Raw genomic sequence first — 21,813 nt, forward strand, 5'->3', positions numbered from 1 at the left:
GCGGGTCACGCCCCCGCGCGGGTCACGCCCGGTCGTTCACCTCGGCGAGGGAGCGCAGGATCGCCGTCTGCTTGGCGTCCCGCTCCCGCACGTGCTCCTCGTACGTCTTCGAACCGTACGCCGCCTCGGCCTGCTCGATGAGCGAGCGTATGGTCTCGTCGTCCATCGGGGGACGGCCGAGCCCCTCCCAGCCGCGCTCCAGGTTGGAGCCGAGCGTGCCCAGCCACTTGCGCAGGCCGCCCTGGCCGCCGCCCAGGTGGAAGGCGAGGAACGGCCCCACGGTGGCCCAGCGCAGCCCGATGGAGTGGGTGACCACCTGGTCGAGCTCCTCCAGCGTGACGACGCCCTCGCGCACCAGGTGCACCGACTCGCGCAGCAGCGCCGACTGGAGCCGGTTCGCGGCGAACGCCATGATCGGCTTGTGCAGGACGACGGGCTTGCGGCTGACCGACGTGAAGAAGGCGACGGCCTCCTCCACCGCCCGCGCGGAGGTGCGCTCGCCGGCCACGACCTCCACCAGCGGCACCACGTGCGGCGGGTTGAAGGGGTGCCCCACGACCAGTCGGCTGGAGTCGGCCATCCGGGCGCCCATGTCGTCCGGGTTCAGGGTGGAGGTGGACGACAGGAGCAGCGCGGAGGCCGGGGCCGCCTTGCCGATCCGCTCGTACAGCTCCTGTTTCAGCTCCAGGTTCTCGGGAGCGTTCTCGACGATGACGTCGGCGTCCGCCACCGCCCGTTCCAGGTCCGGCTCGAAGCTGAGCCGCTCGGCGAAGCCGGCCGGGTCCGCGCTGCCCTCCGGCAGGTACGGCCCGAACAGCTCCAGGCCCTCGGCCACGATCCGCGGGGCGTCCTCGCGCCGGCTGTTGACCCGTACGTTGAGCCCGTGGCCCAGGAACAGGGCGATCCAGCCCAGCCCGATCGTTCCCGCACCGATGACCGTGACGACGCGCTCGTCCTGGCTCACGCGCCCGCCCCCAGCTTCGGGATGACCTGCTCGGCCATCAGCCGCATCGTGGTGGCCGCGTCCTCGAAGGACAGGTGGCCCGAGTGCACGCCGAGGCTGATGGTGATGTCGTCACCGAACCACTCGGAGATCTGCTCGAGCTGCGCCCGTACCTGGTCGGGGGCACCGATGAGCAGCTTCTGCTGCTCCATCTTGCTCTCGAAGTGGGAGGTCCTGGTGGCCTCCACCAGCTTCTCGTAGCCCGGATAGGCCTCGGAACGGGTGGTGCCCCAGGACGCGACGGCGTCCCGGATGGCCGCCGAGTTGCGGTCGTCGTCGAGACGGCCCTTGACGCGGGCCTCCTCGCCGTCCTCGGAGACCACGCAGGGGTAGCTGAAGTGGATCTGCTCCGTGCCGGGCGTGCGGCCGGAGGCGGCCCACTCGGCGCGGTACAGCGCCAGCCGGCTCTGCAGCTCCTCGGTGGACATGACGTTCGGCACGGTCTGCAGGTTGTGGCCGTTGCGGCCCGCCTCGGCACAGGACTCGGCGCTGCGCGCGGTGGTCACGAACACCGGCGGGTGCGGGGCCTGCACCGGCCGCGGCAGCAGCGTGACCGGGCCGAACTGGTGGAACCGGCCGTCGAAGACCACGTTCTCCTCGGTCCACAGCCGCTTGATGGCCTCGACGCCCTCGACGAAACGGTCCTTCGACTCGTCGATGTCGATGCCGAACGCCTTGAACTCGTCCGGCAGGAACGCCCGCCCGAACGCGGCGTCGACCCGGCCGTTCGAGATGTTGTCCAGCATCGCCAGCTTGCCGGCCAGCTTCACCGGGTGCTGGAAGGCGGGAATGGTGGCACTGGTCCCCAGCCGCACGCGCTTGGTACGGCCCGCCGCGGCGGCGAGGAAGGTGACCGGGTCGGGGCTGTAGCCCCCGTACGAGAAGAAGTAGTGCTCCACCATCTTCACGTGGTCGAAGCCCAGCTCCTCCGCGAGGTCGACGAGGCGCAGCGCCTCGTCGAAGTACTGCTGGGCGGACTTGTCGGCGGGGCCGACAGTGGGGAAGAAGACGATCCCGAATTTCACGAAAGCTCCTCAGCCTCGTCAGTCGCGGCCGGAGCCGTCGTGGTGGAGGTCCCGCTCGGCGACCTTCCAGGTGCCGTCGACGAGGACCAGGCGGTCGTGGCACACGACACTGGCGAAGATGTCGAGCTCGCCGCCGGTCCTCGTACGCATCGCCAGCGCGTAACTGCGGGCGTGCAGAGAGCCGTCCGCCTGCGGGCGCACGTCGAGCATCCCCAGCCAGTGCCGGAAGTCGATCTTGTCGGCCTCGAGCCGCTTCTTGCGGGCCCGGGAGGAGTCCCGGATGGCGACGCGGCCGCGCAGGGGCTCGTCCAGACGGCTCGCCTCCTGGAAGACGGCGTCCTCGGTGAACGTCTCCGCCCACGCGTCGGGGAAGCCGTCGTCGAGGAGACCCATTTGCCGGGCGTAGAACTGCTGCACCTGCGTGTAGAGCTCGGCGGAGACGAAGGGCTCCGCCGCGGTGCGCGGGGTGCTGGGGGTGGAGTCGCTCATACGAGCTGCCTTTCCTGGATCAGCCGGCGTGCCGGCATCGCTTGCGTCGTCGTCTGGGTCATGGGGCGCCGAGCCCGGCGGTGGAGGACAACAGCCGCGACCCGTAGGCGCCGGCGGCCGGATCGAACCGCAGCGCCACATGGCTCGCGAGGCTGTGCACGTCGCGCCAGATCCGCTGCATCGGGTGGGCGGCGAGCTGGCCGGAGCTGCCGGACGCGCGCAGCAGCCGCTCGACGACCTCCACCGACTGCTCGACGGCGTACGCGCAGTCGGCCGGGTTGCGCACCAGCTCGAGCGCCGTCGCCGTGGGAGCGTCGGCGACGCGGGCGGCACGCTCCAGCAGCAACTCGGCGGCATCGACGGCGATCACCGCGCGGGAAGCGGCCGTACGGAGACCGAGGGCCTCCTCCTCCGCACCCGTCCGGCAGTCCTCGGCCCATACGCGCAGGGCGGCGCGGGCCGCGCCCAGCGCGGGGGCGCCGAAGAGCAGCCCGCTCAGCAGGCGCAGCGGGGCGGTGTGGCAGCGGGCGTCCGAACCGACGCTCCGGCCCTCGATCATGTCCTGCCGGGTGAAACCCCGGTGGGCCGGCACGAACACGTTGTCGGCCACCAGGGTGTTGCTGCCGGTGCCGCGCATGCCGATCGAGGTCCAGGTGTCGGCCACCCGGTACTCCTGGCGGGGCAGCGCGAAGAACCACGGAACCTGCGCGCCGTCCTGCGGAACCAGCGCGCACACCAGGGCCCAGTCGGAGAAGCCGACCCCGCTCGTGAAGTCCCACTCCCCGGACACCCGCCAGCCGCCGGTGACCGCGGTGGCGGTGCCGCGCGGCATCAGCGCGCCCACCACGGCGGTGTCCGCGCCCTTGGCCCACAGCTCCTGCTGCCCCTCCTCCGGGAGGAAGGCGCCCATCCGGCCGGCACCGGCGATGACCGAGGCGCACCAGGCGGCCGAGGTGCAGCCCTGCGCGAGGGCGGAGACGGCGTGCAGCAGCTCGGTCGCGGTGCCGTCCCGCCCGCCCCAGCGGGCGGGCACGAAGTGCCCGGCGAAGCCGGCGTCGACGATCCCGTCGGACACGGTGCGCGACAGCGCGCGATCGGCGTCGGCCCGCTCCGCGTACCGGACGGCCACGGAAGCCAACTCCTGTGCTCTGACATGCAGATCCGTGTCCGATGACGGGAAGCTCGGCATCAGTACCACTTTCCTCGCTCGTTCGTGGCGGCGCGCCATCCGGTGGCAACGGAGTCACCCTGGCGGCGGCGGATCCAGCGCCGCTGGAAAGGCGCTCGACGGCCGAGGCGGCGGACACCGTCCCGGCCCGCCTCGACCCGTCCTCGACCGGCGCCCGGCAGCCTTGGGCGGCCGCGGGCCCGTGCGGCCACGAAGCCGAGACGACATGAGGTGGCGAGCAGTGAAGGGAATCATCCTGGCCGGAGGCAGCGGCACCCGGCTGCACCCCATCACCCTGGGGGTGTCCAAGCAGCTGCTGCCCGTCTACGACAAGCCGATGATCTACTACCCGCTGTCGGTGCTGATGCTCGCCGGCATCCGCGACATCCTGATCATCTCGTCCCCCCGCGACCTGCCGCAGTTCCGCACGGTCCTCGGCGACGGCAGCGCGCTCGGCCTCACCCTCTCCTACGCCGAGCAGGACGAGCCGCGCGGCCTCGCGGAGGCCTTCACCATCGGCGCGGACCACATCGGGGACGACTCCGTCGCCCTGGTCCTCGGCGACAACATCTTCCACGGTCCCGGTTTCGCCCGGCTGCTCCAGCAGTACATGCCGCACACCGAAGGCGCCCTGCTGTTCGGCTACCCGGTGCGCGACCCGGAGCGGTACGGAGTCGGCGAGGCCGACGAGGAAGGACGCCTGATCTCCCTGGAGGAGAAACCGGCCGAGCCCCGCTCCAACCGCGCCATCACGGGCCTGTACTTCTACGACAACGACGTGGTCTCCATCGCCCGCGCCCTGAAGCCCTCGCCCCGCGGCGAGCTGGAGATCACCGACGTCAACCTGGAGTACCTGGCCCGGGGCAAGGCGGGCCTGGTGGACCTCGGCCGCGGCTTCACCTGGCTGGACACCGGCACCCACGACTCACTGCTCGACGCGGGGCAGTACATCCAGACCCTGGAACGCCGCCAGGGCATGCGCATCGCCTGCGTCGAGGAAGTCGCCCTGCGCATGGGCTTCATCGACCCCGAGCAGTGCCACCGGCTCGGGACCCTCCTCGGGAAGTCCGGGTACGGGCGCTACGTCATGGAGGTCGCCGACTCGCTGCGCGACACCCCGCCCGAGAGGCGCTCCGGCTCGCTGGCCCGGGCCTGAGACGCGGCCGGGGCCCGGCGGACGGTCATTGTCCACCGGGCCCCGGCCGTCCGCGCGGAGCGGTCAGCCCTCGTACGGGCGCGCCTCGCGGCCGTCCCGCAGGGTGACGCCCCACCAGGCCAGCTGGTCCAGGAGCACGGTGGCGGCCTTCGAGCTGCCGTCCTCGTCGTGCGGCCGGCCGTCCTCGCCGAACCGCTCCCACGCGTTGTGGAAGCTCACGGTGTCCCGCATGGTGACGGCGTGCAGCTCGGCGAAGACCTGCCGCAGCTGCTCCACGGCACGCAGGCCGCCCGCCATGCCGCCGTACGAGACGAAGCCGACCGGCTTGGCGCGCCAGCCGCTGTACACGTAGTCGACGGCCAGCTTCAGCGAAGCCGGGTAACCGTGGTTGTACTCCGGCGTGATGACGACGTACGCGTCGAGCCCCTCGATCCGGGAGGCCAGGGCGGGAGCCTCCCCGGGGGTGCCCAGCGGGTCGAGGTTCAGCTTCAGCTCCTCGACGAGCGCCGGCTCCGACAGGTCGATGACGTGGATCTCCATGTCATCGCGGCGGCCGGCCTCGGAGACGAACCAGTCCGTGACCTTGTCGGCGAAGCGGCCGGTGCGGACGCTGCCGACCAGAACGCCCACCTTGAGCGGGTTGCCGGACATCGTGGTACCTCATTTCAACAGGGAATGCGTCGGGAAAGGGCGGTGCGGTGCGCCGCGGCCGGGCCCCACGTCAGAACGTAGAACCTCAAGCCGAGTCGAGGTCAAGCCCGGTGCCGCGAGGGGCGGTCAGGCAGCCCCGTCACGCCGCAGGGTCCGTTCGCTTACCCGCCACCGGCCGTCCTCCTCGACCAGGCGGTCGCGGCACACCACGCTCGCCGTGATCCGCAGCTCCTCGCCGCGCACCGTGCGCGCGGTCAGCACGTACGCGCGCGCGTGCAGGCTGCCGTCCGGCTGCGGGCGCACGTCGAGCATGCCGAGCCAGTGGCGCAGGTCGGTCTTCTCCCGGAGGAGCTTCTCGGCGTGCGCCCGGGCCGAGTCGGCACGCCCCGCCCGGCTGGTGACCGAGGGCGGGAAGACCGCGTCCTCGGTGAACGTGGCGGCCCACTCCTCGGCCCGCCCGTCGTCCATCATCGCCATCTGGCCGGCGTAGAACTGCTGGATCCGCGCGTACAGCTCCGCGGAGACGTAGTCCTCTCCGGCGGATGGCCGGGTCATGGGTTCGGTGCTCATCGGGACGCTTCCTCACAGGGGCGAACGCCGCCGCGGATGCCCCCGCACGGCGGCTCGGCGGCGTGGGTGTCCCACGGTCCCCGGTACCGCTGGAGATCCGCTCGACCGGCGTACGACCGCGTCGCACCGCCTGGCCCCCAGGCGGGCCGGCGCGACGCGCTCCTGCGGAGGCCGGCGGTTCCGCGCGTGCGTCACGTGCGGAACGGACACGGCCGGCCACCGGCCCGGCCGGGACGCCGCCCTCAGCCGGTCATCTCCCGCAGCCAGCGGTCCACGGTGTCCGCGACGGCGGCCGCGTCCGCGCCCAGCAGCGAGAAGTGGTCGCCGTCCACCTCCGCGAGGTGGTCCGCGTACTCCCAGCCGCCCACGGCCGAGGCTGCGGACGCCGAGGCGCGCACCAGCAGCGTCGGCGCCGACGCCGGCTCGGGCGTCCAGTCGGCGAACACCCGCAGGTGACCGCCCATCGCAAGCAGCCGCGCGTCGTCGGGCAGCCCCGGCGGGCCGTCCGGGTCCAGCAGACGCTCCGTCAGCACCGCCAGGCCGTGCCGGTTCTCGCCCCGCGCGTACGTGTCGAGGAGCACCACCGCCGCCGCCTCACGGCCGATCTCCAGCAGCTCCCGGGCCACCGCGTGCGCGACCCACCCGCCGGAGGAGTGCCCCAGCAGCACCGGCCGCGCGGTGCCCGCCGCCTCGGCCACCGCCTCCGCCTGCGCCCGTACCAGCGCCTGCCGGCCGCGCGGCAGCACCGCGTCACCCGCGAAGCCCGGGTGCGCGAGCACCGTCAGACCCCGCCGCCCGTCCAGGGCCGCCGCCAGCGCGAGGAACTCGTGCGGGCCCGACGCCGCGCCCAGCGAGGGGAACGCGAACAGCCCGGCCGCCCCCTCCCGCCCGGACGCCAGCCGCGCCGGAGCCGGCCAGCGTTGCACCCCGGACCGGGAGTCGTAGCCGGGCAGCAGCTCGGCCGCCGCCATCAGCAGCGCCGCGCCCTCGGCGGTACGGCCCTGCGCGTGCGCCCCGCGCAGCAGCCCCGCGAGCGTGCCCCCGGTGTCGGTGCCGGCCCCGGCGGACTGCCCGGCCCCGGCGGACGGCTCGGGTCCGCCCGCCGCCGGGCCCTGCTCCGCGAGCAGCGCCGCGAGCCGCTCGCGCGGCGAAAGCCCGCCGCCCGCACCCCGGTTGGCGGCCCGGCGCGGCCGCTCGGTGACCAGGCTCCGCAGCAGCGCCGGCACCGGAGCCCCGGCGGCGCCCCGAGGGCCCGCCCCGGCGCGGGCGGCGACCAGGGTCAGGCTCCGCGCGAGCACGTGCCCCAGCAGGCCGGGGCCGTCCCCGGCCGGGGACGCGAGCCCCGCCGGGAAGCCGTCGGCGTCCGCGCCCCAGCCCAGTACGGCGGCGGGCAGCCCGGCCGCGCGGCGGCGGGCGGCCAGGGCGGTGAGGAACGAGCCCAGCGCCGCGGCGTCCTCCGAACCGCCCGCGCCCAGCGCCGCCCCCACGGTGGTGACGAACGCCAGCGCGGCCGGGTGCCCCTCCAGGGCGAGCGCGGCATCGACCGAAGCCTCCAGCGAGGGCCCGTCCGGACCCGTCAGGTGCACGACCGCGGCCGCCTCCTCGCCGGGCCCGGCCAGCCGCACGCCGTGCGCCTCCACCAGGTGCCGGGCGCACTCCTCGGCGCGCGGCCCCTCGACGGCGCCGGTGAGCCGGGCCGCCTCCGGCATGCCGGCGCCCGTCCCGGGCACCACCGCCCCGGCCCGTACCAGGCGCCGCGCGTACGCGACACCGTCGCGCAGGGCCAGGTCCGGCTCGCCGCCGCCCAGCGCCCGCACCAGGGCCTCGCGGCTCGCGTCACCGCCGTCCACGTCCACCAGCACGATGCGGCCCGCTCCCGCACCGCCGAGCCACGCCTGCACCGAGCGCACGAAGCCGCGTACGGCCGCCCCGGCGAGATCGGCGACACCCTCCCCGGGCAGCACCTCCTCGGCCCCGCCCGTGACCACGGCCAGCACCGAACCGGCCAGCCGCTCCTCCGCGAGCCAGGCACCGACCAGCTCCCGCACCTCGTTCACCGCCGCCGCCACACCCCCGCCGCGGCACTCCGCGCCGGAGGCGGGCCGCGCGCGGCGGGCCAGGACCAGCTCCGGCAGCGGGCTCCCGTCCGCCGCCGCGGCCAGCAGACCGGGCAGCCCGCCGTACGCGGGTGCCCCGTCGCCGTCCGGCAGCGAGGACTCGCCGTCGCCGCCGCCCGGCACACCGAGCAGCGCCAGGCGCGGCCCCGCGCCCACCGGCTCGGGCGCCCCGGCCGCCCGCTCCCACACCACCGCCAGCGGGGTGACGGGCCGTCCGGGCCGCCCGCCCGGCGCCTCGGACAGGGTCACGGTCGCCGCGGCCACCGGCCCGCCCTCCGCGTCGGCCAGTTCCAGCGCCACCACCCCGGACGCGCCGCGCACGGCACGCACCCGCAGGGAGGCGGCCCCGGTCGCGTACAGGGCCGTACCGCTCCAGGCCGCCGCCGTCAGCGGGTTCCCCGCCTCGGCCGCCACCGGGTGCAGCGCCGCCTCCAGCAGCGCGGGGTGCAGGGCGTACGGCCGCCCGTGCAGCCCGGCCGGCAGTACGACCTCCGCGAGGAACTCATCGCCCCGCCGCCAGGCCCGCTCCACCGCCGGGTGCTCCTCGGCCTCCTCCAGCGGCTCGGCGTCCCGCGGCGGCCACGGGGCCGGGCCGAAGGACGGCGCCCGTCCCGGGGCCAGCACGGCCGTCAGGTGCCGTACCCACGGCTCCTCCGCGTCGGCGTCCTCGGCCCGCGAGGTCACCGTCAGCCGCCGCCGGCCCGCCCCGTCCGGGGCTTCCGCCAGCAGCTGGAGCCGGACGCCGCCCCGCCCGGGCAGGGTCAGGGCCGCCTCCGCGGCGGCCTCCTCGACCTCCGGGGCACCGACCGCGCCGCCCACCGCCAGCGCGGCCTCCACGAGAGCCTCCGCCGGGACACCCCCGGACGCGGCGAACTCGGGGTGGCTGTCCGCGCGGACGAGGCCCGTGAACAGGACGGCCCCCGCCCCGGGCAGGTCCAGGCGGAACGCCGCCAGCGGATGCCCCGTCGCCGTCATCCCGCAGGCGTCGGCCCCGCCCGCGCCGGGCGGCTCCGCGGGCCGGTACGGCCCCTGGCGCCCGGCCGGCGCCGGCCGCGTCCGGACGGACCCCGCGGCGGGGGACCGCGCCGCCCGGGCGGCGGGGCCGTCGCCCGGCCGGCGGCGCCCGCGCGGGAAGGCGTACGTGGGCAGGCCGTACAGCGGTGTCCCGGCGGGGAGTCCGAGCGGCAGCCGGCCGAGGGCGCCGTGGGCGTACAGGCTCGCGGTCGCCGTGAGCAGGGCCCGGGGCTCGTCGCCCCGGCGGCAGAGGGCCGGCACCACGACGGCGGTGCCCTGGCCGGTGAGGCAGGACCGGGCCATCGCGGTGAGGGCGCCGTCGGGCCCCAGCTCCAGTACGGCGCCGGCGCCCTCGGCCTCCAGGGCGCGGACGGCGTCGTGGAAGCGGACGGTCTCGCGGGCGTGGCGGACCCAGTAGTCCGGGTGCGCGACCTCCTCGGTGACGATGCCGCCGGTGAGCGCGGACACGAAGGCGGTCCGGGGCCGCCGGAAGTCCAGGCCGGCGATGGCCCGCCGGAACTCCTCCAGCACCGGGTCCATCAGCGGCGAGTGGAAGGCGTGGCTGACCCGCAGCGCCTTGGACTTGACGTCCCGTTCGGCGAGCCGTCCGACGACGGCCCGGACCGCTTCGCGGGCGCCGGAGACGACGACGTCCCGGGGCCCGTTGACGGCCGCGACGGCGGTCCCCGGGACCAGCAGCGGGGCGACCTCGTCCTCGCCCGTCCGGACGCAGACCATCGTCCCGTCCCCGGGCAGGGCCTCCATCAGCCGCCCGCGCGCGGTGACGAGCGCGGCCGCGTCCTTCAGGGACAGCACCCCGGACACGTGCGCGGCGGCGATCTCGCCGACGGAGTGGCCGCCGACGAACTTCGGTACGACCCCCCACGACTCGACGAGCCGGTAGAGCGCGACCTCGACGGCGAACAGGGCGGGCTGCGCGGTACCGGTCCGGTTCAGGGCGTCGGCGTCGCCGCCGAAGACGGCGCGCCCGACCCCGCCGCCGAGCGCGGCGCACACCTCGTCGAAGGCGGCCGCGAAGACCGGGAAGGCCCGGTACAGCCCGAGGCCCATCCCGGGCCGCTGGCAGCCCTGGCCGGAGAAGAGGACGGCCAGGTCCCGCGGCTCCTTCGCGGTCCCCCGCACCAGGCCGGCTGCCCGGTGGTCCCGGGCGAGGGCGTCCAGTCCCCGCGCCAGCTCCTCCCGGTCCGCGGCGACGACCACCGCCCGGTGCTCGAACGCCGTACGGGTCGTGGCGAGCGCCCGGCTGAGGGCCCGCGGCGGCGCGTCCGGATGCTCGGCGAGCCAGCTCCGCAGCCGCCGGGCCTGGGCGCGCAGGTCCTCCGGGGTGGCGCCGGAGACGGTGTAGGGCAGCGCGTGCGCGGGCTCCTCGCGTTCGCCGGGCTCGTCGGCCGGGGCGGTGCGCGGTGCCTCCTCCAGGACGACGTGGCAGTCGCAGCCCGCGACGAGCCGCCGGCCGGGAGCCCCGGCGCGTGGTCCCGGCGCCGGCGCGCCGCGGTCCCGGCCGAAGTCGATCAGCGTCCCGATCAGGTCCGTGATGCCCAGCGCGCCGTACGGTTCGACGCACCGGACCCCGCGCGGGTCGACGCCGGCCCCCTCACAGGCCCGCCGCAGCGCGTCCTCGCGGCTCTCGCGGTCCTCGCGGCTCCGGGGGCCGGAGGCGGTCGGCGCCGCGCCCCCGGCGTCGTCGACGCCGCTGGCCGCGATGACGCCGAGCACCCGGTCGCCGTCGGCCAGGGCCCGGGCGAGGGGCTTGAGGACGAGGACACCACCGCCCTCGCCGCGTACGGACCCGCGGGTCCCGGACGCCGCGAGGGCGCGCCCGGCGACCGGTTCGGGACCGAGCCCGCCGACGAGGGCGACGCCGGCCTCGCCGCCGCGCAGGCTCTCGCAGGCCAGGTGCACGGCCGCGAGCGAGGAGGCGCGGCCGGTGTACACGGTGACGCTCGGGCCGGTCAGGCCCAGCAGGTCGCCGGTGCGGCGGCCGATGGTCTCCGGGCCGTTCTGGTACGAGGGGGCGGTGTGCTCGTCGCGCACGGCGCCGACGAACACGCCGACGCGTTCGCCCCGCAGCGACCCCGGCACGATCCCGGCGTGTTCGAGGGCCTCCCAGCACAGCTCCAGCACCAGCCGCCGGCGCGGACCCATCGACGCGGCCTCGCGCGGGGAGATCCCGAAGAAGGCGGGGTCGAAGGCGTCGGCACCGTCGTCCGGCAGTCGCCACGCGGCGCCCGGCTCCGGTGCCCGCGGGAGGCGGCAGGACAGGCCGACGACGGCGATCCGGCCGTCGGCGGGCACGGCGGCGTCCGCGAGGGGAACACGCGTGTCTTCAGCCATCGTCTTCTTCTCACCCATCCGTCCTGCCACGAGGTGATGCGGGAGAGATGCTGCTCACAGCGGGTGGAGGCGGACTCAAGAACGGCTGAATCCGGCCGCGCGCCGGCGCGGAGCAGGACGAGGACTCGAGGAGCACTCGGCGCGCGGGCGAGGCGGCACCGAGGCCTGGGCGACACCTGCCTCGCCCTCGCGGGCGAGCCGCGTCGTCACGGGGCCGGCGCTCCGTCAGGCGACCGGCCCGCCCGCGTTGTGCAGCAGCCGCTGGAGCACCTTCATCGTGGTGACGTAGTCCGCGTCGTCGATGCCCTCGTGGAGGGCGGCGCGGATCGCGGGGGCGTTCGCCGCGAGCTCGACCCGGGCCCGTTCCCCCTCCTCGGTGAGCCACAGCCGCTGTCCGGCGTCCCGGGTCAGCCAGCCGCGCTGGAGGAGTACCTCGGCCTCCGCGGCCAGATCGTCCTCGGGCCGGATGTAGGAGGCCATGGCCGCCCGCAGTTCCGGCAGGGTCATCCCCTCCCCGTCGGGGGAGATGTCGTTGGCCGACAGGTTGCGCAGGAGCCAGAACTGGGGCTGGGTGTAGCCCTTCTCGGCCTGCCGGGCCCGGGTGAACGCGATGAGCGCCTCGTAGGCGAGACCGGTCCAGTACGCGGCGGGCTGCCCTGCGAGTTCGGCGTCGGTCATCTGCTGGGTCGTCATGGGGGCCTCCTGGGTGTTCTGGCGCGGATCCTGCACACCATGCAGGTCATGTGGAAAACGTACGACCTCAAGCATGGTTGAGGGCAAGGGGTGATCTTCCGGAAGTGAGGAGGCCGGTCCCTCCCCGTACGGGGTGCTCGTCGGACGCGGCCGAGAGCTCGGGTCATCCAGCCGGCTTCGCGCCACTGGTCGGTGTCGAGGGCGCCGCGGGGGGCGTCGATGACCCCGGGGCAGGTGGGTGCGGGTGTCCACCGCACCCGCACCGAGCTCGGCATCGTGGCCCGAGGGCCCGTCGTCAGGCAGCTGAAGGCAACGACGCATGGCCCCGCCCCCGGCCCAGTCCGCGGGCCGGAGGCGACGGGACCTGGCTAGGCGTGTCCGCCGTGCAGGGCCAGGGCCCACGTCAGCAGCGCGAACGCCACCGTGCACAGGACCGTGCGCCACACGTTCGCGCGGACCCACCGCTCCTCGAACGCGCGGCGCACGGCGGCCGGATCGGTGATCCGGTCCACCGGTCCGGCCTGCTCCAGGGCGTTGTTGAGCGGGATGTTCACCCGGGCGGTGACGGCCATCGCGAGCACGTACGCGACGAACGCGCCGGCCAGCGGCAGCAGGGCGCGGCGTCCGTCACCCGGCAGGTGCAGGCCCAGAGCGAGCCCGGTGAACAGCAGCGAGCCGACGTAGCCCAGCAGGAACCAGCCGTTGAGGATGGCCACGTTGACGCGCTGCATCGTCTCGACCGCCGTCCGGTCGGACGAGGCGCGCAGGCCGGGCATCACCGCCACCGAGAACCCGTAGAAGAGGCCGCCGACCAGGCCCGTCGTGATGGTCGCGGCGATCAGTGACACCAGCCGTGCCGTTTCCATGTGCCCCCCGTACCCGTAGGTGCCGCGGGTGCGTCCCGTGCCCCGCGGTGGCCGGATTCTCGCCCATCCCGGCCGGTGCGCTGCTGATCCGCGCCGTTCCCGTCCGATCCCACGGTCGCGCGTACGCCACCACCCGTGGCATCGCACGGTCCCAACGCACGTGCCGGACAGGCCGGATGACCGGTTCCGGGGGCACCCCCCGCGCGCGGTACCCTCCCGCTGGGCCCGCACGCCCGCCAGGACGCCGGAGAGGAATCAGACCGTGACCGACCCGAAGCACAGGCTGGACGCACTGCGGTCCGACATCGAGCGCCGCAACCCCGCCCAGCCCGAGTTCCACCAGGCCGTACGGGAGGTCCTGGACACCCTGGCCCCCGTCTTCGCGGCGCGCCCCGAGTACGCCGAGGCCGGGCTCGTGGAGCGGCTCCTGGAACCGGAGCGGCAGATCATCTTCAGGGTGCCGTGGACGGACGACCACGGGCGCGTGCACGTCAACCGCGGCTACCGGGTGGAGTTCAACAGCGCGCTCGGCCCGTACAAGGGCGGGCTGCGCTTCCACCCGTCCGTGGACATCGGCGTGGTGAAGTTCCTCGGCTTCGAGCAGATCTTCAAGAACGCGCTGACCGGGCTGGGCATCGGCGGCGGCAAGGGCGGCAGCGACTTCGACCCGCACGGCCGCTCCGACGCCGAGGTCATGCGCTTCTGCCAGTCCTTCATGACCGAACTCCACCGCCACATCGGCGAGCACACCGACGTCCCGGCCGGGGACATCGGCGTCGGCGGCCGCGAGATCGGTTACCTGTTCGGCCAGTACCGGCGCATCACCAACCGCTGGGAGGCCGGCGTCCTGACCGGCAAGGGGCAGGGCTGGGGCGGCTCCGCGATCCGGCCCGAGGCCACCGGCTACGGCAGCGTCCTGTTCGCCGCCGAGATGCTGAAGGTCCGGGGCGAGTCCCTGGACGGCCTGACGGCCGTGGTCTCCGGTTCCGGGAACGTGGCCCTGTACACGGTCGAGAAGCTCCAGCAGCTCGGCGCCAACCCGCTGACCTGCTCCGACTCCCAGGGCTACGTGGTCGACGACAAGGGCATCGACCTTGCGCTGCTGCGGCAGATCAAGGAGGTCGAGCGGGGCCGCGTCAGCGAGTACGCGGCCCGGCGCGGGCCCTCGGCCCGCTTCGTGCCGGGCGGGCGGGTCTGGGAGGTCCCGGCCGACGTGGCGTTCCCCTCCGCGACCCAGAACGAACTCGGCGCCGACGACGCGCGCGCCCTCATCGGGAACGGCGTCAAGGCGGTCGCGGAGGGCGCCAACATGCCCACCACCCCCGAGGCGGTCCACCTCTTCCGGGCGGCGGGCGTCGCCTTCGGCCCGGGCAAGGCCGCCAACGCGGGAGGCGTCGCGGTCAGCGCCCTGGAGATGGCCCAGAACGCGGGCCGCACCGCCTGGACCCGCGACCGGGTCGAGTCGGAGCTGGCCGGCATCATGAGCGCGATCCACGAGGTGGCGTACGAGACGGCCGCCCGTTACGACGCCCCGGGCGACTACGTCACGGGCGCCAACATCGCCGGTTTCGAACGCGTGGCGGACGCGATGCTGGTCCAGGGCGTGATCTGACCCCCTGTCCCGCAGGGCCCGTGTCCCCGTTGACGGGACGCGGGTCCGTCGTCAGGCCGGGGCGCCGCCGGGTCCCGCGGCCCGTCGGGTCAGCTCGGCGAGCCGCTCGCGGCCGGTGACGGAGTCGGGGCGGCCGACGCCGAGCGCGCGTTCGAGGTCGGCCGCGAGTGCGGTCATCAGGTCGAGGGCGGCGACGGGGTCGCCCGCCTTGGCGGTGTGCCGCACGTGCTGGTGGCGGCCGGCCAGGGTGCGGCGGTGGTCGGGTCCGAGGGCGCGGGCCCGGTCGCGCGCGAGCCCCTCGTAGAGGGACGCTCGGGCGGGCCTCGGGGGCGGCGGCGTAGCCTGGGGGTCCGCCCGCCACCGACAGGGAGTTGCCGCGTGCTGACCGCGCTTGACGGGACGTACGGCGACCGCGAGGACGCCATCGGCGTCGCCGGCCGCACCGCCTCGTACGAGGAACTGCTCGGCGCGGCGAGGGCCGTGGCCGCCGACGTAGCCGGGGCCCCCGCCTTCGCCGTGACGGCGACCGCCTCCCTCGAAACCGTGGCGGCGGTCGTCGGCGGGCTCCTGGCCGGGGTGCCCTTCGTACCGCTGCCCCCCGACGCCGGCCCCGCCGAACGCGAGCACATCCTGCGGGACTCCGGCGCCGTCGAGACCGCCGTCGACTTTGCCCGGCGCTCCGCCGCCGCCTCGCCCCGCGGCGGCGGCCCCGAGGACCCCGCGCTGATCCTGTACACCTCCGGGACCACAGGGCCGCCCAAGGGCGTGGTCCTGACCGCCGACGCCCTCGCCGCCGACCTCGACGCCCTCGCCGAGGCCTGGCAGTGGAGCGCCGAGGACACCCTGGTGCACGGGCTCCCCCTGTTCCACGTGCACGGCCTCGTCCTCGGCGTCCTCGGCGCCCTGCGCACCGGCAGCCGCCTGGTGCACACCGGCCGCCCGGCCCCGCGGGCGTACGCCGAGGCCGGGGGCAGCCTGTACTTCGGGGTGCCGACCGTGTGGTCCCGCATCGCCGCCGAACCGGAGCACGCGGCCGCGCTGTCCGGGGCCCGTCTCCTCGTCTCCGGCAGCGCCGCCCTGCCCGCGCCCGTCTTCCGGGACCTGGAGCGCCTCACCGGCCACCGCCCCGTGGAGCGCTACGGGATGACCGAGACCCTGATCACCGTCAGCGGCCGCGCGGGCGGCGAGGTCCGGCCCGGCACCGTCGGCACCCCCCTGTCCGGCATCCGCACCCGGATCGCGGCCGAGCCGGGCGCCGAGATCGGCGAACTCCAGCTGACCGGGCCCACCCTGTTCTCCGGCTACCTCGGCCGCCCCGAGGCCACCGCGGCCGCGTACACCGAGGACGGGTGGTTCCGTACGGGTGACATCGCCGCCGTCGACCCGCGGGACGGAGTCCACCGCATCGTCGGCCGGGCCTCCATCGACATGATCAAGTCCGGTGGCTACCGCATCGGGGCGGGCGAGATCGAGAACGCCCTGCTGGACCACCCCAAGGTCGCCGAGGCGGCCGTCGTCGGGGTCCCGGACGCGGACCTCGGGCAGCGCGTCGTCGCCTTCGTCGTCGCCGAAGGGGTCACCGGACCCGAGCTCACCGACTTCGTCGCCGCGCACCTGTCGGTGCACAAGCGCCCGCGCGAGGTCCGCTTCGTCCCCGCGATCCCGCGCAACGCCATGGGCAAACCGCAGAAGAAGCTCCTCCTCACGGACCGGCCGGGGGAGGCCCTGTGAGCACCACCGCGCAGGGGAGCCCCTGGATCCGCCGCTTCCACCCGCCGACGGCGCCGCCGGGAAACGTACCGGTCCTCGTCGTCCTCCCGCACGCGGGCGGCAGCGCCTCCTTCTACTTCCCGCTCTCCCGCGACCTGGCCGCCCACGCCGAGGTGCTCACCGTCCAGTACCCCGGCCGCCAGGAGCGGCTGGGGGAGCCGATCCCGGACACCGTCGCCGGGCTCGCCGACGGGGTGGAACGGGCGCTCCTGCCGTGGCGCGACCGGCCCCTCGTCCTGTTCGGGCACAGCATGGGGGCGGTCCTCGCCTACGAGCTGGCGCGCCGGCTGGAGGCGGCCGGCGACACGCCGCGCGGCCTGATCGTCTCCGGGCGCCGCTCCCCGCTGATCGTGCGCGAGGAGGACCTCCACACGCGGGACGACGACACCCTCCTCGCCCGGGTGCGCTCCCTCTCCGGCACCGATCCGGCACTGCTGGCGGACCCGGAGTTCCGGGCGCTGGTCCTTCCGGCGCTGCGCAGCGATTACAAGGCCGTCGAGACCTGGCGGTACGAGCCGGGGCCGCCGCTGCGCACTCCCGTCAGCGTGCTCTGCGGGGAGTCCGACCCGCGGGCGAGCGTGGCCGAGGCGATGGGCTGGCGGGCGCTGACGGGGGCGGGGTTCGGCTTCCGGAGCTTCCCCGGCGGGCACTTCTACCTGGCCGAGCAGCACGAGGCCGTGGTCCGGGCGGTGGCCGAGGACCTGGCGGCGTTCACCGCGCCGGGCTGACCCCGCAGCCGTGCACGGAGAGTGCCGGGCGGCGAGCGCGCGCGGGCGGTTCTGACGGCCCGCTGAGAGCCGTCTGCCGGCCCGCTGACGGCCTTCTTGCCGCCCGGCCGGATCGCCCGTGACCTGCTGGGCAGTGCCGGTGCCCGCCGGTACGTTGGCCCGTATGGACCAATCGGCTGGTGCCTCCCGAACCGCAATCGACCGACGTGCCCTCGCGGCCGCCACCGTCACCGTCGTGATGTGGGCCTCCGCGTTCGTCTCCATCCGTGCCTCGGCGGAGCACTTCGGTCCCGGGGCGCTCGCGCTGGGCCGGCTCCTGACGGCTTCGCTCGCGCTGGGGGCCGTACTCCTCGTCAAGCGGGTGCCCCTGCCGCCGCGTCAGGCCTGGCCCGGGATCCTGGCCTCCGGGGTGCTGTGGTTCGGGCTGTACATGGTGGCGCTGAACTGGGGCGAGCAGGGGGTGGACGCCGGTACCGCCGCCATGGTCGTCAACATCGGGCCCATCGTCATCGCCCTGCTGAGCGGGTGGATGCTGAAGGAAGGGTTCCCGCCGATGCTGCTGGCCGGCATGGGCGTCTCCTTCGCAGGGGCGCTCGTCGTGGGGATGTCCACCTCGAAGGGCGGCGCCTCGTCGCTGACCGGTGTGCTGCTCTGCCTGGTCGCCGCCCTCGCCTACGGCGCCGGGGTGGTCTGGCAGAAGCCCGCCCTGCGGTACGCGAACCCGCTCCAGGTGACGACGTACGGCTGCTTCGTCGGCACGGTCTGCACCCTGCCGTTCGCCGGCCGGCTCCTGAGCCAGTTGCCCGAGGCGCCCCTGTCCGCCACCCTCAACATGGTCTACCTGGGCCTCTTCCCGACCGCCCTCGCCTTCACCACCTGGACGTACGCCCTCTCGAAGACCACCGCCGGGAAGATGGGCGCCACGACGTACGCGGTGCCCGCCGTGGTGATCCTCATCGCCTGGGCGCTGCTGGACGAGATCCCGGGCCCGCTGACCCTGCTCGGCGGGGCGATCTGCCTCGGGGGAGTCGCGGTCTCGCGCCGCCGGCCCCAGCGGGCGGCGCGGGCGGCCACGGCGGCGGGCACGACGACGGCGGCCACGGCCACGGCGGCGGCGAAGTAGCGGGTCCGGCCGGGCGGGGCCGCGCGCCGCGCCCGGTCATCCGCGGGCGCGGAGGTAGGCGTCCAGTGCGGCGGCACCGGCCAGCAGGGCCCGGCCCCGGGCGGACAGCCGGCCGTGCCAGTCGTGCAGGGCGGCCTCCAGGGGCTCCACGCCGCCTGCCGCGCGCACCCGGCCGATCAGCGGGGCGATCTGCTCCAGCAGGTAACCGCCCCGGCGGAGTTGGCCGGTCAGCCGGGCGTCGCGTACGGCGGCCCCGTCGTAGACGCGGTAGCCCGTACGGGGATCGCGGTGCGGGCGTACCAGCCCGGCGTCCTCCCACTTGCGCAGGGTCGCGGGCCGGATCCCGAGCTTCGCCGCCAGCGGGCCGATGAAGGTCCCGCCGGACTCGGGGAGCGGGACCGGCTCCAGGTCGCGCAGGGCGCTCTCCACGGCGCCGAGGGTCCGGCGGTCCTCGAGCAGCTGCGCGTGGCTCTCGTCGACGAGGCGGAAGGCGTCCTCGGCCGCCCCCCGGTTCACGGCCCGCATGATCGCCGCCGCCGTCCGGTGGCCGTGACCGGGCACCAGGGCGAGGAACGCGCGCAGGGCGTCCGCGTGCAGCGGGGTGTAGGCGCGGTAGCCGTGGGGCGAGCGGGTGGCGGCCGGGAGGATGCCGGCCTCCTCGTAGTTCCTGACCGCCTGGGTGGAGAGACCGTGCCCACGCGCCAGGTCGACCGGCCTCAGCTGCCGGGGGGTTTTAAGGTTCTGGCCCATGGGAGGCGAGAATAGCGGCAGAAGTTTAAACCGGAGGTTCAACGATAGCGTTGAAGCCATGGCGACCCGCATCAAGGAAACCGTTCATCCCGTCGACGCTGCCGCAGTCCTGCGACTGCTGCCGGAGCGGCCCCGGCTGCTCGCCCTGGGCGAGCCCACCCACGGCGAGGACACCCTGCTCCACCTGCGCAACGAGCTCTTCCGGCAGCTCGTCGAGGAGGGCTACCGGACCATCGCGATCGAGAGCGACTGCCTGAGGGGCCTCGTCGTGGACGACCACGTCACCACCGGCGAGGGCGTCCTCGGCGAGGTCGTGGAGCACGGCATCAGCCACGGCTGGGGCGCCTCGGCGGCCAACCGCGAGCTGGTGCGCTGGATGCGCGCCCACAACGAGGGACGGCCGGCCGGGGAGCGGGTGCGCTTCGCCGGTTTCGACGGCCCGCTGGAGACCACCGGCGCCGCGAGCCCCCGTCAGGCCCTGGTCGCGCTCCACGGCCACCTCGCCGCCCGGGTGGACGCGGACCTGCTGCCCTGCACGGGGGAGACCCTCGACCGGCTGCTGGGCGCCGACGGCCGGTGGACCGAACCCGCCGCGATGAGGGACCCGGCCCGGTCCGTGGGGAGGTCGGCCGACGCCGGCCGACTGCGGCTGATCGCGGACGACTTGGCGGCGCTGGTGGAGGAGCAGGCCCCGCACCTGATCGCGGCCGCCGGGCGCGACGGCTGGGACCGGGCGCGCCTGTACGCGCGGACGGCCACGGGACTGCTGCGCTACCACCACTGGATGGCCGACGACTCGCCCGCCCGCATGGCCCGTCTGGTGGGGGTCCGGGACCAGATGATGGCCCGTAACCTGCTGGCCCTCGCCGAGCGGGGACCGGTGTTCGTCCACGCCCACAACGCCCATCTCCAGCGCGAGAAGAGTTCGATGCGGATGGGCGGGGAGCCGCTGGAGTGGTGGAGCGCCGGTGCGCTGGTGGACGCCCGCCTCGGCGAGGAGTACGCCTTCGTGCCCACGGCCCTCGGCACGATCCGGCACCGGGGCGTGGAGGAGCCGGAGCCGGACTCCCTCGAAGGGCTCCTGTACGCGCTCCCGGAGGACCGCTGCCTCGTCGACGCCCGGCGGCTGGCCGCCGTGTTCGGCGACGCGCCGCCCCCCGCGCCGCGCGCCTCCGCCTGGTTCGGCTACTTCCCCTTCGACCCCGCCCGCCTGGCCGGCAGCGACGGGCTGGTGTTCGTCAAGGACCTTCCGTAGCCTGCCCGCCGCCTTTCCCGGCGCCGCGCGCCCGTCGGACCGGGCGGGACCCTTAGGGTCGGCGGGACCGGGAGAGAGGGAGAGCCGTGGCGACCGACATCGTGATCGCGCAGACCACCGTCGACGACGAGGAGCGGGCGCGGGGGCTCGCCCGGGGCGCGGTGGAGGAGCGGCTCGCCGCCTGTGCGCACGTCGACGCTCCCCTCACCGCCGTATACAGGTGGAAGGGGAGCGTCGAGACCGCCACCGAGTGGCGGGTCTCCTACAAGACCACCCGGGACCGCCTGCCGGCCCTCGCCGAATGGGTCGCGCGGACCCATCCCTACGAGGTGCCCGAGTGGATCGTCCTGCCCGTCGCCGGCGGATCGGCCGCCTACCTGGCCTGGGTCGCCGAGGAGAGCGGTCAAAGGACGTAGGTGGCTTCGTTGCGGCCCAGCAGGTAGCCGAGCTGGAGCCGGTTCAGGGCGCCGAGGTCCTGCTTGATGGCCGCGATGTGGGCCTGGAGGGAGCGTTCGCTGATTCCTATGCGGCGCGCGATGGCCTTGTCGGAGTAACCCTCCACGAGCAGCCGGCTGATGGACTCGCGGATGGCCGGAACCACCTCGTCCGCGGCCTTGGCCGCGTGCAGCGGGACGAAGGGAAAGGGTTTCGCCCGGTCCCAGGCCTTGTCGAACGTGTCTCTGAGAAATCGTACGATAGTCGGTTCGGTAATCGAGATCGCCGTGGTACGGTCCTCGTTTGCCGAAATGAAGGCGACATCGTCCACAATGATCAAACGGTCGAAGAATTCTTCCAGCGTCCGTACTTGAGCGCCGTATTCCGTTACGGTGCGGACATATTCCTTGGTCGCCTCGTCGAATCTCGTCGTGTGCTGGTACAGCGTCCGCATGGCGATCCCCGCCGCGATCTGCCTCCGCACGGATTCCAGGGCCTCCTTCAGCACCGCGCTCGGCCGCGCCCCGTCGGGCTGGGCGGTGAGGATGTCCCGCCGGACCGACGCGAGGGCGTCGTTGATCGCGGTCGAGATGCTGCCCAGGCCGTGCAGGTAGCGGACCCCGGGCCCGACCAGCTCCTCCCCGTCGGCCGGCGGCGCCGCGGCCGGGGCGGGGGGTGCCGCCGCCTGCTGCGCGGCTTCCTGCGCCAGCAGGCCGAGGTGCGTTGCGAGTTCCCGCAAGAACGCCTGCGGTTCCCCTGCCGCAGCCGAGTACAGCTCCTCAGGTGCGCCGCTTTGTGCGGTTCTGACGTATTTGACTACGTCCACTTGCCACCCCTGTCTGTCCGGTATGCAGGCATTTGGGGTGGTTGAGACCCCGTGGGTTCCCGCAATGCGTAAACCGGAGCCATCGTAGGTCTACCTGGTCTCGAGTCGGCAGGAGAGATTTGGTCTCACCGCAGGAACGAACACCGAGAAGGCGCACCGGAGATCAGCACCGCCGGAAACCGCCTCGGTTTGGCGTTCCCGGAATGG

The 21,813-nt window shown here is 74.8% G+C and carries 19 protein-coding genes; 7 read left to right on the top strand and 12 right to left on the bottom strand.

Translation table 11 applies throughout. The annotated features are described in order from the left end of the window. Positions 1–22: 22 nt before the first annotated feature. From ACFY7H_RS29030 to ACFY7H_RS29045, 4 genes are read right to left on the bottom strand one after another with little or no spacing between them, the layout of a single operon-like run. Positions 23–964, bottom strand: coding sequence for a 3-hydroxyacyl-CoA dehydrogenase NAD-binding domain-containing protein (locus tag ACFY7H_RS29030; RefSeq protein WP_388943903.1), 942 nt, complete (start codon positions 962–964; stop codon positions 23–25). Further along, positions 961–2,028: an LLM class flavin-dependent oxidoreductase gene (locus ACFY7H_RS29035; RefSeq protein ID WP_388943906.1), complete on the bottom strand. Its 1,068-nt coding sequence runs from the start codon at positions 2,026–2,028 to the stop codon at positions 961–963. Before ACFY7H_RS29035 ends, ACFY7H_RS29030 begins: the two co-directional genes overlap by 4 nt. Before the next feature lie 18 nt (positions 2,029–2,046). Then, positions 2,047–2,517, bottom strand: a complete 471-nt coding sequence (locus ACFY7H_RS29040; RefSeq protein WP_388943908.1) for a nuclear transport factor 2 family protein — start codon at positions 2,515–2,517, stop codon at positions 2,047–2,049. Positions 2,518–2,575: 58 nt separating this feature from the next. Next, positions 2,576–3,646: a hydrolase gene (locus tag ACFY7H_RS29045; protein ID WP_388943911.1), complete on the bottom strand. Its 1,071-nt coding sequence runs from the start codon at positions 3,644–3,646 to the stop codon at positions 2,576–2,578. 280 nt (positions 3,647–3,926) lie between these two features. Here ACFY7H_RS29045 and rfbA point away from each other — a divergent pair, with 280 nt between their 5' ends. Further along, positions 3,927–4,841 (top strand): glucose-1-phosphate thymidylyltransferase RfbA, encoded by a 915-nt coding sequence (rfbA, locus tag ACFY7H_RS29050; protein ID WP_388943914.1) that lies wholly within the window; start codon positions 3,927–3,929, stop codon positions 4,839–4,841. A 63-nt stretch (positions 4,842–4,904) separates the two neighbouring features. Here rfbA and ACFY7H_RS29055 read toward each other — a convergent pair whose 3' ends face one another. From ACFY7H_RS29055 to ACFY7H_RS29075, 5 genes are all read right to left on the bottom strand, one after another. Then, positions 4,905–5,492 carry an NADPH-dependent FMN reductase gene (locus ACFY7H_RS29055; RefSeq protein WP_388943917.1) on the bottom strand — a complete coding sequence of 196 codons (588 nt, stop codon included), beginning with the start codon at positions 5,490–5,492 and terminating at the stop codon, positions 4,905–4,907. A 126-nt stretch (positions 5,493–5,618) separates the two neighbouring features. Then, a complete protein-coding gene (locus ACFY7H_RS29060) occupies positions 5,619–6,062 on the bottom strand; it encodes a nuclear transport factor 2 family protein (protein ID WP_388943920.1) in 444 nt (147 codons plus the stop codon). A 242-nt stretch (positions 6,063–6,304) separates the two neighbouring features. After that, the gene (locus ACFY7H_RS29065) at positions 6,305–11,548 is read right to left on the bottom strand and encodes an acyltransferase domain-containing protein (RefSeq protein ID WP_388943922.1); all 5,244 of its coding nucleotides are present in this window, start codon (positions 11,546–11,548) and stop codon (positions 6,305–6,307) included. A 225-nt stretch (positions 11,549–11,773) separates the two neighbouring features. Next, on the bottom strand, positions 11,774–12,241 hold the full coding sequence (locus tag ACFY7H_RS29070; protein ID WP_388943924.1) for a MarR family transcriptional regulator: 468 nt from the start codon (positions 12,239–12,241) through the stop codon (positions 11,774–11,776). A gap of 368 nt (positions 12,242–12,609) precedes the next feature. Then, entirely contained in the window at positions 12,610–13,107 is a 498-nt protein-coding gene (locus tag ACFY7H_RS29075; protein WP_388943927.1) for a DUF1772 domain-containing protein, read from the bottom strand. A 262-nt stretch (positions 13,108–13,369) separates the two neighbouring features. Between ACFY7H_RS29075 and gdhA the strand changes: the two genes are divergently transcribed. Beyond that, positions 13,370–14,719 (top strand): NADP-specific glutamate dehydrogenase, encoded by a 1,350-nt coding sequence (gdhA, locus tag ACFY7H_RS29080; RefSeq protein ID WP_388943930.1) that lies wholly within the window; start codon positions 13,370–13,372, stop codon positions 14,717–14,719. A 51-nt stretch (positions 14,720–14,770) separates the two neighbouring features. Here gdhA and ACFY7H_RS29085 read toward each other — a convergent pair whose 3' ends face one another. Further along, positions 14,771–14,944 carry a hypothetical protein gene (locus tag ACFY7H_RS29085; protein WP_388943933.1) on the bottom strand — a complete coding sequence of 58 codons (174 nt, stop codon included), beginning with the start codon at positions 14,942–14,944 and terminating at the stop codon, positions 14,771–14,773. A 153-nt stretch (positions 14,945–15,097) separates the two neighbouring features. On the opposite strand from ACFY7H_RS29085, the gene ACFY7H_RS29090 reads away from it, so the two are divergent. From ACFY7H_RS29090 to ACFY7H_RS29100, 3 genes are all read left to right on the top strand, one after another. Continuing rightward, positions 15,098–16,450, top strand: a complete 1,353-nt coding sequence (locus tag ACFY7H_RS29090; protein ID WP_388943935.1) for an AMP-binding protein — start codon at positions 15,098–15,100, stop codon at positions 16,448–16,450. After that, positions 16,447–17,217, top strand: coding sequence for a thioesterase II family protein (locus ACFY7H_RS29095; RefSeq protein WP_388943938.1), 771 nt, complete (start codon positions 16,447–16,449; stop codon positions 17,215–17,217). The genes ACFY7H_RS29090 and ACFY7H_RS29095 overlap by 4 nt, the downstream gene beginning before the upstream one ends. A 163-nt stretch (positions 17,218–17,380) precedes the next feature. Beyond that, a complete protein-coding gene (locus tag ACFY7H_RS29100; protein ID WP_388943941.1) occupies positions 17,381–18,340 on the top strand; it encodes a DMT family transporter in 960 nt (319 codons plus the stop codon). Between the two features lie 36 nt (positions 18,341–18,376). On the opposite strand, the gene ACFY7H_RS29105 is transcribed toward ACFY7H_RS29100, so the two are convergent. Beyond that, the gene (locus ACFY7H_RS29105; protein WP_388943944.1) at positions 18,377–19,090 is read right to left on the bottom strand and encodes a MerR family DNA-binding transcriptional regulator; all 714 of its coding nucleotides are present in this window, start codon (positions 19,088–19,090) and stop codon (positions 18,377–18,379) included. A gap of 58 nt (positions 19,091–19,148) precedes the next feature. Between ACFY7H_RS29105 and ACFY7H_RS29110 the strand changes: the two genes are divergently transcribed. Continuing rightward, positions 19,149–20,345: an erythromycin esterase family protein gene (locus ACFY7H_RS29110; protein WP_388943947.1), complete on the top strand. Its 1,197-nt coding sequence runs from the start codon at positions 19,149–19,151 to the stop codon at positions 20,343–20,345. An 86-nt stretch (positions 20,346–20,431) separates the two neighbouring features. Beyond that, the gene (gene cutA / locus ACFY7H_RS29115) at positions 20,432–20,761 is read left to right on the top strand and encodes a divalent-cation tolerance protein CutA (protein ID WP_388943951.1); all 330 of its coding nucleotides are present in this window, start codon (positions 20,432–20,434) and stop codon (positions 20,759–20,761) included. Here the strand turns inward: cutA and ACFY7H_RS29120 are convergent. Then, a complete protein-coding gene (locus ACFY7H_RS29120; RefSeq protein ID WP_388943953.1) occupies positions 20,749–21,606 on the bottom strand; it encodes a LuxR C-terminal-related transcriptional regulator in 858 nt (285 codons plus the stop codon). The two genes, cutA and ACFY7H_RS29120, sit on opposite strands and share 13 nt — an antisense overlap. Positions 21,607–21,813: the final 207 nt, after the last annotated feature.

This window comes from Streptomyces sp. NPDC012794, assembly GCF_042901085.1.
Classification (GTDB): Bacteria; Actinomycetota; Actinomycetes; order Streptomycetales; family Streptomycetaceae; genus Streptomyces.

Excerpts from the sequence above, each read along its gene's own strand:
- ACFY7H_RS29105 (WP_388943944.1), bottom strand. The coding sequence starts at position 19,090 with ATGGGCCAGAACCTTAAAACCCCCCGGCAGCTGAGGCCGGTCGACCTG.
- ACFY7H_RS29100 (WP_388943941.1), top strand. The coding sequence starts at position 17,381 with ATGGACCAATCGGCTGGTGCCTCCCGAACCGCAATCGACCGACGTGCC.
- ACFY7H_RS29040 (WP_388943908.1), bottom strand. The coding sequence starts at position 2,517 with ATGAGCGACTCCACCCCCAGCACCCCGCGCACCGCGGCGGAGCCCTTC.
- ACFY7H_RS29075 (WP_388943927.1), bottom strand. The coding sequence starts at position 13,107 with ATGGAAACGGCACGGCTGGTGTCACTGATCGCCGCGACCATCACGACG.
- ACFY7H_RS29070 (WP_388943924.1), bottom strand. The coding sequence starts at position 12,241 with ATGACGACCCAGCAGATGACCGACGCCGAACTCGCAGGGCAGCCCGCC.
- ACFY7H_RS29110 (WP_388943947.1), top strand. The coding sequence starts at position 19,149 with ATGGCGACCCGCATCAAGGAAACCGTTCATCCCGTCGACGCTGCCGCA.
- ACFY7H_RS29060 (WP_388943920.1), bottom strand. The coding sequence starts at position 6,062 with ATGAGCACCGAACCCATGACCCGGCCATCCGCCGGAGAGGACTACGTC.
- ACFY7H_RS29055 (WP_388943917.1), bottom strand. The coding sequence starts at position 5,492 with ATGTCCGGCAACCCGCTCAAGGTGGGCGTTCTGGTCGGCAGCGTCCGC.
- ACFY7H_RS29065 (WP_388943922.1), bottom strand. The coding sequence starts at position 11,548 with ATGGCTGAAGACACGCGTGTTCCCCTCGCGGACGCCGCCGTGCCCGCC.